The organism is Streptomyces shenzhenensis (genome assembly GCF_003688995.1).
Taxonomy (GTDB): Bacteria; Actinomycetota; Actinomycetes; order Streptomycetales; family Streptomycetaceae; genus Streptomyces; species Streptomyces shenzhenensis_A.
Genome location: NZ_PENI01000024.1, coordinates 46,389 through 57,915 on the forward strand (window position 1 = coordinate 46,389; position 11,527 = coordinate 57,915).

The window sequence follows — 11,527 nt, forward strand, 5'->3', positions numbered from 1 at the left end:
CTCCCCGCCGTCCGGGAACATCACGTCGATGGGTGAACGGACGGGTGAGGGCGGGGGGTTCCCGCCCACGTTTCTATGTGGTCGCCGTGGCCGCCGGTCGATGTACCTCCAGGACCACCGCCGTGCCGGCCACGGATCGGTCCTCGTGCATCGTGATGACTCGGCCGGGCCGAAGGTGCCCCCACTGCGAGGGGTCAAGAGGAGCAAGCCGTACCGAGGCTTGACCGCCAGGCGCCAGGAAGGGAGTGAATTCCACCCAGAGCCGGGCGGTGTCGAGGGCCGGTTCGCCGGTCGGAGTGCGGTTTCCGATGGTCCACATCGGTCGCAGGACACCGGCCCCGGAGAACGGCGTCCGCCGTCGCGCTTCGCCGGCGGGGCGGAGGGTGAGGTCGGCTCGGATGATCCCGTAACGGGTCTCGTAGCAGCGCCAATGGCACCAGGCCGCGCTCTTCTCCAGCCGCAGCTGCTCGGCCGCGGTGGCCAGGTTTTCCCAGAAGCTGAGCGGAAGCGGACGGACGTCACCGAGTTCTTCCAACAGCCCGAGGGCGACTTCCCATTCGTCCCCGGTGAGGTACTCCCAGACATCGTTCACCGTGATGTCGTTCTCGGTGGCGATCTCCTCGGGAACCAGCAGCGAAGCGGCTTCCAGCAGCTCGGGGACGTCCATTTCTTGATTCTGGACCACGGCCTCCTGCTGACGGCAGGAGTTGGTGCAGTCGTCCGCCGGGCTCGCCGAGGTGTGGTGTTGAGGAGAATGGGGGCGGTTCGAGGACGGCGAGTGGGGAGGCGAGTATGGCGGGCGACGGCGGCCCGGTGACACTGCGCGGGATCGCGGAACGGCTCGGGCTGCACGTCTCGACGGTCTCCCGAGTCCTCAACGGCCCGTCCGGGGAGCGGGGCCGCGCGGCGTCGGGCGAGACGGCGCGACGGATCCGCGAGCTGGCCGAGGAACTCGGCTACCGGCCCAACCCGCACGCCACCAGCCTGCGCACCCGGCGCAGCAATCTGGTCGGGGTGCTCTTCCCCCGGCTGTCGGAGATCGTGGTGGCCACCATCTACGAGGGTGTGGAGGCCGAGGCGACCATGCGGGGGCTCTCCACCTTCGTCACCAACACCCAGGACGACCCCGCCGTCCAGCGCGAGCGGATCGCAATGGTCCTGGGCCGCCGGGTGGACGGCCAGTGCCGCACGCCGAGCAGGTGGTGAACGATGCCGCGGTCCACCTCGGTGAGGGACACCCCACGGTGCGGGACGCCCGCACGCTGCTGGCGGTGCTGAGGTCGGCAGACGCGGGCTGAGCCCGCCACAGCCGGTCGGAACGCGACCTCTGACGCCGCATCAGGTGACGGGAAGCGGGCCTTGGCCGCCGTCGGGGTCATCCCTCCAGGCAGCCCCGGAAGTCGGCATGCCCCCGCCTCCGCTCACAGCGAACTCCACGCCGGGGCTTGGGGTCGCATCAGTGCCCTTGCCGGCCCATGTGCCCCGGCGGCCCGAAAGCTCCCGCACCCGACAAGGGCGGAGCCCGAAAGCTCCGCCCCGCCCGTGAGACCTCAGGTCACGGCCACACCAGGCAATAAGGCTGATGCCCCGCCTCATGCAGCCGGTGCGAGAAGTCCTGCCACTCGTGGAGCAGCTGGTACACGTTGAACGCGTCCCGCGGGCCGCCGCGGTCCGGGACCGTGGACCAGATGAACGCCGCCGCGCCCACCGCCTCCTCGCCGATGCCGCGGAGCGGGTCGACCACCGTCATCGGCAGTCTGACCACCGCGTAGTCGGGGTGCAGGACGACCAGTTCGAGCGGCGGCACCTTGTGCAGGGGCACGCCCTCGATGCCGGTCAGCACCATCGCGGCCACCGTCTCCGGCTTGATCTTGGTGAACATGCCGTTCATGCCGAGCTCGTCGCCGCCGAGTTCCTCGGGGCGCATCGAGATCGGGACGCGGGCCGCGGTCGCGCCGTCCGGCGCGCCGAAGTATTTGTACGTCACCCCCACCCGACCACCATTTCTGTTCCCCGCCCGGAGGCGGTCGACCCGGCGGTCGGGCCGCTCGGGCTCTCCCGGTACACCCTGTGTCTGACGTGCTTCGGTCGTCTCCTCCGCGTCGCGCCGGTGCCTTCCCCGCCGGGCGCGTCGAGGACCCAGGTCATCAGTCCCCTCGCCCAGTCCGCCACCGCGATGCATATCTCCACCCGACTGCTTTTCTAGGACGCGTGGCCCCCGCCGCGCAACCCGATCATCGTGTCAGTGACCTCCCCCACGGCCGCCCGCCGAAACGTGCGTTGAAACTTCAGTCCGCAGGATCTTCGTGGCTGCTGATCACCGTGTGCCGTATGAGCTGTTTTTCTCTCTGTGTATCAGGTCGCCTCGGGCCCCAGTCTCGCAGATGGCGGGCGATCGACCACGTGTTTGCGGGAGCGGTGGCGGGGTCGGCCTACTCTGAGGAGGTCATTACGCAACCGGAGTCCGAGAAACGCCGAGAAACTCGGAGAAGGTCGGAGAGGTCGGAGAAGTCGCAGGTCATGAGTGAATCGTCCCCTTCAGGTGCGCCCTACCCCTATGAAGCGCCCATCTCGCAGGCACTGTTCGACCGCGCGTCCGCCGTCACCCCGGGTGGCGTGAACTCGCCGGTGCGCGCCTTCCGCGCCGTGGGCGGCACGCCCCGGTTCATGGTGTCCGGTTCCGGGCCCTGGCTGACCGACGCCGACGGGCGGGAGTACGTCGACCTCGTGTGTTCCTGGGGGCCGATGATCCTGGGGCACGCGCACCCCGAGGTGATCGCCGCCGTCCAGGCGGCCGTCGCGCGCGGTACGTCCTTCGGTACGCCGGGGGAGGGCGAGGTGGCCCTCGCCGAGGAGATCGTCGCCCGGGTCGAGCCGGTCGAGCAGGTGCGGCTGGTGTCCAGCGGGACCGAGGCCACCATGTCGGCCATCCGGCTCGCGCGCGGGTTCACCCAGCGGTCCAAGGTGATCAAGTTCGCCGGCTGCTACCACGGTCACGTCGACTCGCTGCTGGCCGCCGCCGGCTCCGGCGTCGCCACCTTCGCGCTGCCCGACACCCCGGGCGTCACCGGCGCCCAGGCCGGCGACACCATCGTGCTGCCGTACAACGATCTGGAGGCCGTGCAGGAGGCCTTCCACCGGCACCCCGGTGAGATCGCCTGTGTGATCACGGAGGCCTCGCCCGGCAACATGGGCGTCGTGCCGCCCGCGCCCGGCTTCAACCAGGGGCTGAAGGACGCGTGCGCCAAGAACGGCGCCCTGTTCATCTCCGACGAGGTCATGACCGGTTTCCGGACCAGCAGGAGCGGCTGGTACGGGATCGACGGCGTCAAGCCCGACCTCATGACCTTCGGCAAGGTGATGGGCGGCGGGTTCCCGGCGGCGGCCTTCGGCGGTCGTGCGGACGTCATGGCTCATCTCGCCCCGGCCGGGCCGGTGTACCAGGCGGGCACGCTCTCCGGCAATCCGGTCGCCACCGCCGCCGGCCTCGCCCAGCTGCGGCTGCTGGACGCCGCCGCGTACGAGACGGTCGACGCCGTCTCCGCGCAGATCCGCTCCCTCGTCAGCGAGGCGCTGGCCAAGGAGGGCGTCGTGCACCGGGTGCAGACGGCCGCCAACATGTTCTCCGTGTTCTTCACCGACCGGCGGGTGCGCGACTACGAGGACGCCAAGCGTCAGGAGTCCTTCCGCTTCACCGCCTTCTTCCACTCGATGCTGGCGAACGGCGTCTATCTGCCGCCGTCGTCCTTCGAGTCCTGGTTCGTGTCCACGGCCCACGACGAGCGGGCCGTCCAGAGAATCGCCGACGCCCTTCCGGCGGCGGCCCGAGCTGCCGCGGAGGCCACCGCATGAGCACCGACAAGGACATCACCGTCGTCCATCTGATGCGGCACGGCGAGGTCGCCAACCCGGAGGGGGTCCTGTACGGGCGGCTGCCCGGCTACCACCTGTCCGACCTCGGGCGGCAGATGGCCGACCGGGTCGCCGAGCACCTCTCGTCCCGCGATGTGACGTACGTCGTGGCCTCCCCGCTGGAGCGGGCGCAGGAGACCGCGACCCCGATCGCCAAGACGCACGGGCTGAGCCTGGACACCGACGAGCGGCTCATCGAGGCCGGGAACGTCTTCCAGGGCAAGACGTTCGGGGTGGGCGACGGGGCGCTGCGCAAGCCGGGCAACTGGAAGCACCTCGTCAACCCGTTCAAGCCGTCCTGGGGCGAGCCGTACATCGACCAGGTGGTCCGGATGAAGGGCGCGCTGGACGCCGCCCGGGACCGGGCGCGCGGGCACGAGGCGGTGCTGGTCAGCCATCAGCTGCCGATCTGGATCGTGCGGTCGTACGTCGAGCGGCGGCGGCTGTGGCACGACCCGCGCAAGCGGCAGTGCACGCTCGCCTCGCTGACGACCTTCACCTACCAGGGCGACCGGATCGTCTCGGTCGGGTACACCGAGCCCGCCCGTGACCTCGTCCCGGCCCATCTGCTCCCCGGCGCCAGGCCGGTGCCGGGCAAGGGCAAGGCCTTCGGGGCCTGAGCGGCGGACGAGGGGTCCGCCGGGCGCCCGCGAGGTTTTCTGGGCCGATCAGGTGGTCTACGGCGCTTTTATGCCGTTGGTAAGAAAATATAAGAATGTTCGGAACCTCCCCGTTCGTCATGCCCTCTGAGTGGGTGACCACCAGCAGGACGTGACGAATCGGGGATCTCCATGCGCACCTTCTCCCGGAGGGGAACGCTCGGCCTCGGCGCAGGGGCCGTGGCCGCCGCCGGACTCGTGGGATGCGGCACTCTCAGGTCATCAGACGGCGGCGAGCACGGTTCCGGTTCCGGCGGGGGCGGGAACGGGGGCGGGAACGACAGGGCACGCGGGAACGGCAAGGGGGACGCCCACGCCGCGCCGACCGCGCGGCCCATCGGCGACGGCTCCACGGCCTTCACGGGCAAGCAGCCGCACCAGCCAGGACCGCCCGAGCCGCTGGAGCCCGGCCAGGTGCCGCCGCAGTTCGTGGTCTTCTCCTGGGACGGGGCCGGCGAGGTCGGCAACGGGCTCTTCCCGCGCTTCCTCGACCTGGCCGAGGAGCACGGCGCGAGCATGACCTTCTTCCTCTCCGGGCTCTATCTGCTGCCCGAGTCGAAGAAGCGCCTCTACGACCCGCCGAACAACCCGCGCGGCGCCTCCGACATCGGCTACCTCACCGACGAGCACATCAAGGCCACGCTGCAGAACGTCCGCCGCGCCTGGCTTGAGGGCCACGAGATCGGCACCCACTTCAACGGGCACTTCTGCGCCGGGCACGGCACCGTCGGCAACTGGACCCCGCGGCAGTGGCGGAGCGAGATCGAGCAGGCCAAGTCGTTCGTGCAGCAGTGGCGGACCAACAGCGGCTGGAGCGAGCTGCCCGCGCTGCCCTTCGACTACGACAAGGAACTGGTCGGCGGCCGTACGCCCTGTCTGCTCGGCCAGGACAACCTGCTGCCGACCGCCCGTGAGCTGGGCTGGCGCTACGACGCCTCCTCGCCCGGCGGCCGTCAGGTGTGGCCCGGGAAGAAGCTGGGCGTGTGGGACCTGCCGTTGCAGCAGATCCCGTTCCCCGGGCGCTCCTTCGAGGTCCTGTCGATGGACTACAACATGCTCGCCAACCAGTCGGTCAACTCGACCAAGGCGCCGGCGCACAACTATCCCGGCTGGCGTCGGCAGTCGACACAGGCGTACATAACCGGATTCAAGCGGGCGTACGAGACAAATCGCGCACCCTTCTTCGTCGGCAACCACTTCGAGCAGTGGAACGGCGGCATCTACATGGACGCCGTGGAGGAGGCGTTCGAGCACATGGCGCGGGAGAAGGAGAAGGGCGCCGACGTACGCCTTGTCTCGTTCCGGCAGTTCGCCGACTGGCTCGACGTACAGCGCCCCGAGGTGCTCGCCAGGCTCCGTACGCTGGACGTCGGACAGCGCCCGGCCGGTGGCTGGAAGACGTTCCTCGCCGAGGACTCTGCGCCCTCCGGAGAGCCCGTGAACCCTGCCTGAAATGCGGGTTTCCACCCGCAAGGGGGGTGGGCAAGATCCCCGGAACGGGCATGCGAAACTTTTCACATGAGTACCCGCAGCCGCGCCGTCCTGTTCAGCGCCGTGGCCGCCGCGGCGGCCCTGACCCTGTCCGCGTGCGGCTCCGGCGGCATCTCCGGGGGCGGCGGCAACACCAACTTCATCACCGGGAACAACGGCATCGACACCGCCGCCAAGGGCTCGCGGGACGCGGTGCCCGACCTGTCCGGGAAGACGCTCGAGGGCAAGACGCTCGACATCGCCGACTACAAGGGCGAGGTCGTCGTCGTCAACGTGTGGGGTTCGTGGTGCGGTCCGTGCCGCGCCGAGGGCAAGTACTTCGCCAAGGTCTCCGAGGAGTACGCCGGCAGGGGCGTCCGGTTCCTCGGGATCAACACCCGGGACGGCAGCACCACCTCCGCACTCGCCTTCGAGAAGGAGCAGGGGATCACCTACCCCAGCCTGTACGACCCGACGGGCAAGCTCATGCTCCGCTTCAAGAAGGGCACGCTCAATCCGCAGCTGATCCCCTCCACGCTCGTCATCGACCGGGACGGGAAGATCGCCGCGCGTGCCCTGCAGGCCCTCAGTGAGGAGAACCTGCTCAAGATGATCAAGCCGGTCCTCGCGGAGAAGTGACGTGAGTGCGCTCTTTACGCTCGCCGAGGAGACGGGCCGGAACCAGACCGTCCTCAGCGGCGCCCTGCTCGTCGCGCTGCCGATCGCGGTCCTCGGCGGTCTCCTCTCCTTCTTCTCCCCGTGCGTCCTGCCGCTCGTCCCCGGCTATCTCTCCTATGTCACCGGAGTCGCCGGCACCGATCTGGCGGACGCCCGGCGCGGGCGGATGGTCGCGGGCGCCTCGCTGTTCGTCCTCGGCTTCACCGTCGTGTTCGTCTCCGGCGGCGCGCTGTTCGGCTACTTCGGCTCCACCCTGCTGGACCACCAGTCCATCCTGACCAGGGTGCTGGGCGTGCTCATGGTCGTCATGGGCGTGTTCTTCATGGGTCTGATGCCGTGGCTCACCCAGCGCGAGTTCCGCTTCCACCAGCGGCCGAGCACCGGGCTGATCGGGGCGCCGCTGCTCGGCGCGCTGTTCGGGATCGGCTGGACGCCCTGCATCGGCCCGACGCTGGCCTCCGTGCAGGGGCTGGCCATGAACCAGGCCAGCGCCGGCCGCGGCGCCCTGCTGACGGTCGCCTACTGCGTCGGCCTCGGCGTGCCCTTCGTGCTCGCCGCCGTGGCCTTCCGCAAGGCCCTCGGTGCCTTCGGCTGGGTCAAGCGCCACTATGTCTGGGTGATGCGCATCGGCGGGACGATGATGATCGTCACCGGTGTCCTCCTGCTGACCGGCGCCTGGGACCGCCTGGTGCAGGAGATGCAGACCTGGTCCAACGGCTTCACTGTGGGGATCTGATCGATGAGCACGACTTCGAAGACCGCGCCTGACAACGCCCCGGACGGAGCGGAGGAGCAGGGGCTCGGGGACGCCGGCGCCCAGCTGTCCACCGCCCCGCGCGAGGAGCCGATGAGCATGCCCACGCTGGGCGTCATCGGCTGGGCCCGCTGGTTCTGGCGGCAGCTCACCTCCATGCGGGTCGCGCTGCTGCTGCTCCTGCTGCTGTCGCTCGGCGCGATCCCCGGCTCGCTGATCCCGCAGACCGGCGTCGACGCCACCAAGGTCGACGACTTCCGCAAGGCCCACACCGCGCTCGCGCCGATCTACGACAAGCTCGGCCTGTTCCACGTCTACAGCTCGGTGTGGTTCTCCGCGATCTACATCCTGCTGTTCGTCTCCCTCATCGGCTGCATCGTGCCCCGCACCTGGCAGTTCGTGGGCCAACTGCGCGGCCGTCCGCCGGGCGCGCCCAAGCGGCTGACCCGGCTGCCCGCCTACACCACCTGGCGCACCACGGCCGAGCCCGAGGAGGTCCGCAGGACCGCGCTCGCCCTGCTCAAGAAGCGCCGCTTCCGCGCCCACCTCGTCGGGGACGCGGTCGCCGCCGAGAAGGGCTACGCCCGTGAAGTGGGCAACCTGGCCTTCCACATCGCGCTGATCGTGATGCTGCTCGCCTTCGCCTCGGGCCAGTTGTACAAGTCGGACGGCACCAAGCTGATCGTCGAGGGCGACGGGTTCGCCAACTCGATCCTGCAGTACGACGACTTCAAGTCCGGCAGCCTCTTCACCAACGACGACCTGGTGCCGTTCAGCTTCGACCTGAAGGACTTCACGGGCACCTACGAGCTGACCGGCCCGAACCGCGGCACCCCGCGCACCTTCCAGGCCAGGATCACCTACAGCAAGGGCGCCTACGGCAAGGAGACCGCGGCGACCGTCAAGGTCAACAAGCCGCTGGACATCGACGGCGCCAAGGTCTACCTCGTCAGCCATGGCTACGCGCCGGTCATCACCGTCCGCGACGGCGACGGCAAGGTCGTCTTCCACGACGCGGTCCCCCTGCTGCCGCTGGACGGCAATGTCACCTCGTCCGGTGTGGTCAAGGTCATGGACGGCTACAAGAACCCCAAGGGCGTCAGCGAACAGCTCGGCTTCCAGGCCTTCTTCCTGCCGACCTACGGCGGCAAGGGGAGCACGATGCTCTCCCAGTTCCCGGCGCTGCTCAGCCCGATGCTGGCGGTGAACGCCTACCACGGCGACCTCGGCGTCGACTCCGGGCTGCCGCAGAGCGTGTACCAGCTCGACAAGAGCCATATGAAGGAGTTCAAGGACTCCCAGGGCAAGCTCCTGAAGAAGCAGCTCACGCCGGGACAGACCATGACGCTCCCGGACGGTGCCGGCTCGGTCACCTTCGACAAGGAGATCAAGGAGTGGGCCGGCTTCGAGATCGTCCAGGAGAGCGGTGCCGGCTGGGCGCTCGGCGGTGCCACCGCCGCGATCTTCGGCCTCGCCGCGTCCCTGTTCATCCAGCGCCGTCGCGTCTGGGTGCGCGCCGCGCCCGGCCCCGACGGGGTCACCGTCGTCGAGATGGCCGGACTCGGCCGCAGCGAGTCCGCCAAGGTCCCCGAGGAACTGGGCGACCTCGCCGGCGCCCTCTACGACCGCGCGCCCGGGGCACCCGCCCCCGACGCCGCACCTGCACCATCCGCCGACTCCCCAGCCGTACCCGCCGAAGGGGCTGAGAAGCAGTGACTTCCGCCGCCGCAATCGATCTCGCCGCCGCGACCAACGAACATCTCGCGAGCGTCAGCAACACGCTGATCTACTCGTCGATGGCCGTGTACACGCTGGCCTTCTTCGCATACATCGCGGAATGGCTGCTCGGCAGCCGCAGCAAGGTCGGCCGCACGGCCGCCGCGCTGACCGCCGCCGGGACGAAGAAGGCGGACGCGCCCGCCGTCACCGTGCAGAGCGCCGGCGGCACCGCCGTGCTGGAGCGGCCCAAGGTCGTCGTCCGCGCGGCGGCCGGCACCCGGGACGTGCCGGACGGCCCCGGCGCCCACGGCGGTGACGAACAGGGCGATCTCTACGGGCGTATCGCCATCTCGCTCACCGTGCTCGCCTTCCTGGTGGAGCTGAGCGGGGTCATCGCCCGCGCGGTCTCCGTGGAGCGGGCGCCGTGGGGCAACATGTACGAGTTCAACATCACCTTCTCCACGGTCGCCGTCGGCGTGTACCTCGCGCTGCTGGCGCTGAAGCAGAACGTCCGCTGGCTGGGGCTGTTCCTCACCACCGCGGTCCTCCTCGACCTCGGTCTCGCCGTCACCGTCCTGTACACCGCCAGCGACCAGTTGGTTCCCGCCCTGCACTCGTACTGGCTGTACATCCACGTCTCCACCGCGATCTTCTGCGGCGCGGTGTTCTACGTCGGCGCGGTCGCCACGATCCTCTACCTGTTCAAGGACTCGTACGAGAGCAAGCTCCAGAGCGGTGGCCGGCCCGGCAGGTTCGCCACCTCGGTGCTGGAGCGGCTGCCCGCCTCCGCCTCGCTCGACAAGTTCGCCTACCGGGTCAACGCGGCCGTCTTCCCGCTGTGGACGTTCACGATCATCGCGGGCGCGATCTGGGCGGGCGACGCCTGGGGCCGCTACTGGAACTGGGACCCCAAGGAGACGTGGTCCTTCATCACCTGGGTCGCCTACGCCGGCTATCTGCACGCCCGTGCCACCGCCGGCTGGAAGGGCCGCAAGGCCGCCTACCTCGCGCTGATCGCGTTCGGCTGCTGGCTGTTCAACTACTACGGCGTGAACATCTTCGTGAGCGGCAAGCACTCCTACTCGGGCGTCTGACCCGGGTGCGGAACGTTCCGCGCCGGTCCAGGCTGGTGTCATGGCCGGATCCATCGAACAGGGCAGCAGCCGGACCCGTGGGAATGCTCATCTGCTCCACTTCCTGGTGCGTCTGCCGCGGCCCATGGAGACGGTCTGGCGCGCGCTGACCACGCCCGACGGGCTCGCGGGCTGGCTGACCGCCGTCGACGTCCTCGAACCCCGGCTCGGCGGCGCGGTCACCCTGCGTGAGCTGGGCGCCGGGCGGGTCACCGCATGGGACGTGGACCGGGTCGCGGAGTACACGCTGGAGGGCGGCGGCCGGCTCAGGTTCCACCTGGAGCGGGGCAGATCCGGCGGGAGCGTGCTCCGCTTCACCCATGAGTTCCGGGGCGAGACGGAGTCGGAGGAGCGCTGGCGGGCCCGTTTCGAACGCCTGATCGAACACGTGGAGTCGGCGTCGTAGAGCGCGGCGGATGGTGAAGCCGTACGCCGCATGCTCCATGTGCCGGGTGACGAAGTCGGGTTCGAGGCCGAGGGCGTACCGCGCGACTCCTTCAGGTCCGGCGAGGTCTCGGTGCCCTCCGCGTAGCCGTTGGCCTCGGCGCCCGGCCCGCGCCGGCCGCGCTCGCCGACCCTCGCCGCGTAGACGTCCTTCGCGCAGGGCGAACGCGCGGGCCGCCGTCCGGATCCGGGCGCGCAGCCCCGGAGTCACCCCGTGCCCGGGGTCGTCGGGGAGCCGCGGCGGCAGACCGGTCGTGAGGATGTGAGCGTCACTCGCCGATGTCCTCGTTCCACAGCGCCGGGTGGTCCTCGACGAAGGCGCGCAGCAGTCCGATGCACTCGGGGTCGTCCAGGACCAGGATCTCCACGCCGTGCGCGGCCAGCCAGTCGTGCCCGCCGCGGAAGGTGACGGCCTCGCCGATCACGACCCGCGAGATGCCGAACTGGCGCACCAGACCGCTGCAGTACCAGCAGGGCGACAGGGTGGTGACCATCGTCGTGCCCCGGTACGTCCGCTGCCGGCCCGCGGCGCGGAAGGCGGCCGTCTCCGCGTGCATCGACGGGTCGTCGTCCTGGACGCGGCGGTTGTGGCCGCGGCCGAGGAGAGTGCCGTCGGGGCCGTAGAGGGCGGCGCCGATGGGGATGCCGCCCTCGGCGAGCCCGGCGCGGGCCTCGGCGACGGCGGTGGCGAGCCAGCCGCGGGCCCGTGCCAGGTCCTGGCGCTCCGTGCGGTCCATGTGTCCACTCTCCTTCGGCGC

Annotated in this window: 12 protein-coding genes and 1 pseudogene; 9 read left to right on the plus strand and 4 right to left on the minus strand. The window is 70.0% G+C overall.

The window, feature by feature from the left end; genetic code table 11:
• Nucleotides 1-73: 73 nt before the first annotated feature.
• Entirely contained in the window at nt 74-667 is a 594-nt protein-coding gene (locus tag CTZ28_RS30720) for a hypothetical protein (protein ID WP_121892982.1), read from the minus strand.
• 125 nt (nt 668-792) lie between these two features.
• Between CTZ28_RS30720 and CTZ28_RS30725 the strand changes: the two genes are divergently transcribed.
• Nucleotides 793-1,206, plus strand: a complete 414-nt coding sequence (locus tag CTZ28_RS30725) for a LacI family DNA-binding transcriptional regulator (RefSeq protein ID WP_121892983.1) — start codon at nt 793-795, stop codon at nt 1,204-1,206.
• Nucleotides 1,207-1,555: 349 nt separating this feature from the next.
• On the opposite strand, the gene CTZ28_RS30730 is transcribed toward CTZ28_RS30725, so the two are convergent.
• The gene (locus CTZ28_RS30730; RefSeq protein WP_183154671.1) at nt 1,556-2,182 is read right to left on the minus strand and encodes a hypothetical protein; all 627 of its coding nucleotides are present in this window, start codon (nt 2,180-2,182) and stop codon (nt 1,556-1,558) included.
• Nucleotides 2,183-2,520: 338 nt separating this feature from the next.
• Here CTZ28_RS30730 and hemL point away from each other — a divergent pair, with 338 nt between their 5' ends.
• The 8 genes from hemL to CTZ28_RS30775 all read left to right on the plus strand — a co-directional run bounded on the left by hemL (nt 2,521) and on the right by CTZ28_RS30775 (nt 10,731).
• The gene (gene hemL, locus CTZ28_RS30740; protein WP_121892986.1) at nt 2,521-3,852 is read left to right on the plus strand and encodes a glutamate-1-semialdehyde 2,1-aminomutase; all 1,332 of its coding nucleotides are present in this window, start codon (nt 2,521-2,523) and stop codon (nt 3,850-3,852) included.
• Nucleotides 3,849-4,532, plus strand: coding sequence for a histidine phosphatase family protein (locus CTZ28_RS30745; RefSeq protein WP_121892987.1), 684 nt, complete (start codon nt 3,849-3,851; stop codon nt 4,530-4,532). Before hemL ends, CTZ28_RS30745 begins: the two co-directional genes overlap by 4 nt.
• A gap of 171 nt (nt 4,533-4,703) precedes the next feature.
• Nucleotides 4,704-6,023: a polysaccharide deacetylase family protein gene (locus tag CTZ28_RS30750; protein ID WP_121892988.1), complete on the plus strand. Its 1,320-nt coding sequence runs from the start codon at nt 4,704-4,706 to the stop codon at nt 6,021-6,023.
• A 66-nt stretch (nt 6,024-6,089) separates the two neighbouring features.
• A complete protein-coding gene (locus CTZ28_RS30755; RefSeq protein WP_121892989.1) occupies nt 6,090-6,680 on the plus strand; it encodes a TlpA family protein disulfide reductase in 591 nt (196 codons plus the stop codon).
• 1 nt (nt 6,681) lies between these two features.
• The gene (locus tag CTZ28_RS30760; RefSeq protein WP_121892990.1) at nt 6,682-7,455 is read left to right on the plus strand and encodes a cytochrome c biogenesis CcdA family protein; all 774 of its coding nucleotides are present in this window, start codon (nt 6,682-6,684) and stop codon (nt 7,453-7,455) included.
• Between the two features lie 3 nt (nt 7,456-7,458).
• Nucleotides 7,459-9,189: a cytochrome c biogenesis protein ResB gene (gene resB / locus CTZ28_RS30765; protein WP_121892991.1), complete on the plus strand. Its 1,731-nt coding sequence runs from the start codon at nt 7,459-7,461 to the stop codon at nt 9,187-9,189.
• Nucleotides 9,186-10,286, plus strand: coding sequence for a c-type cytochrome biogenesis protein CcsB (gene ccsB / locus CTZ28_RS30770; protein WP_121892992.1), 1,101 nt, complete (start codon nt 9,186-9,188; stop codon nt 10,284-10,286). Before resB ends, ccsB begins: the two co-directional genes overlap by 4 nt.
• A 40-nt stretch (nt 10,287-10,326) precedes the next feature.
• Nucleotides 10,327-10,731 (plus strand): SRPBCC family protein, encoded by a 405-nt coding sequence (locus tag CTZ28_RS30775; protein WP_121892993.1) that lies wholly within the window; start codon nt 10,327-10,329, stop codon nt 10,729-10,731.
• 44 nt (nt 10,732-10,775) lie between these two features.
• Here CTZ28_RS30775 and CTZ28_RS48770 read toward each other — a convergent pair.
• Nucleotides 10,776-10,989: pseudogene (locus tag CTZ28_RS48770) on the minus strand (isopenicillin N synthase family dioxygenase); the annotation flags it as partial.
• Nucleotides 10,990-11,038: 49 nt separating this feature from the next.
• Nucleotides 11,039-11,506 (minus strand): nucleoside deaminase, encoded by a 468-nt coding sequence (locus CTZ28_RS30785; protein ID WP_121892994.1) that lies wholly within the window; start codon nt 11,504-11,506, stop codon nt 11,039-11,041.
• Nucleotides 11,507-11,527 lie beyond the last annotated feature (21 nt).

Bases quoted from the DNA above. Each gene is read 5' to 3' on its own strand.
- CTZ28_RS30720 (WP_121892982.1), bottom strand. From the start codon at position 667: ATGGACGTCCCCGAGCTGCTGGAAGCCGCTTCGCTGCTGGTTCCCGAG.
- CTZ28_RS30725 (WP_121892983.1), top strand. From the start codon at position 793: ATGGCGGGCGACGGCGGCCCGGTGACACTGCGCGGGATCGCGGAACGG.
- CTZ28_RS30730 (WP_183154671.1), bottom strand. From the start codon at position 2,182: ATGCATCGCGGTGGCGGACTGGGCGAGGGGACTGATGACCTGGGTCCT.
- hemL (WP_121892986.1), top strand. From the start codon at position 2,521: ATGAGTGAATCGTCCCCTTCAGGTGCGCCCTACCCCTATGAAGCGCCC.
- CTZ28_RS30745 (WP_121892987.1), top strand. From the start codon at position 3,849: ATGAGCACCGACAAGGACATCACCGTCGTCCATCTGATGCGGCACGGC.
- CTZ28_RS30750 (WP_121892988.1), top strand. From the start codon at position 4,704: ATGCGCACCTTCTCCCGGAGGGGAACGCTCGGCCTCGGCGCAGGGGCC.
- CTZ28_RS30755 (WP_121892989.1), top strand. From the start codon at position 6,090: ATGAGTACCCGCAGCCGCGCCGTCCTGTTCAGCGCCGTGGCCGCCGCG.
- resB (WP_121892991.1), top strand. From the start codon at position 7,459: ATGAGCACGACTTCGAAGACCGCGCCTGACAACGCCCCGGACGGAGCG.
- CTZ28_RS30775 (WP_121892993.1), top strand. From the start codon at position 10,327: ATGGCCGGATCCATCGAACAGGGCAGCAGCCGGACCCGTGGGAATGCT.
- CTZ28_RS30785 (WP_121892994.1), bottom strand. From the start codon at position 11,506: ATGGACCGCACGGAGCGCCAGGACCTGGCACGGGCCCGCGGCTGGCTC.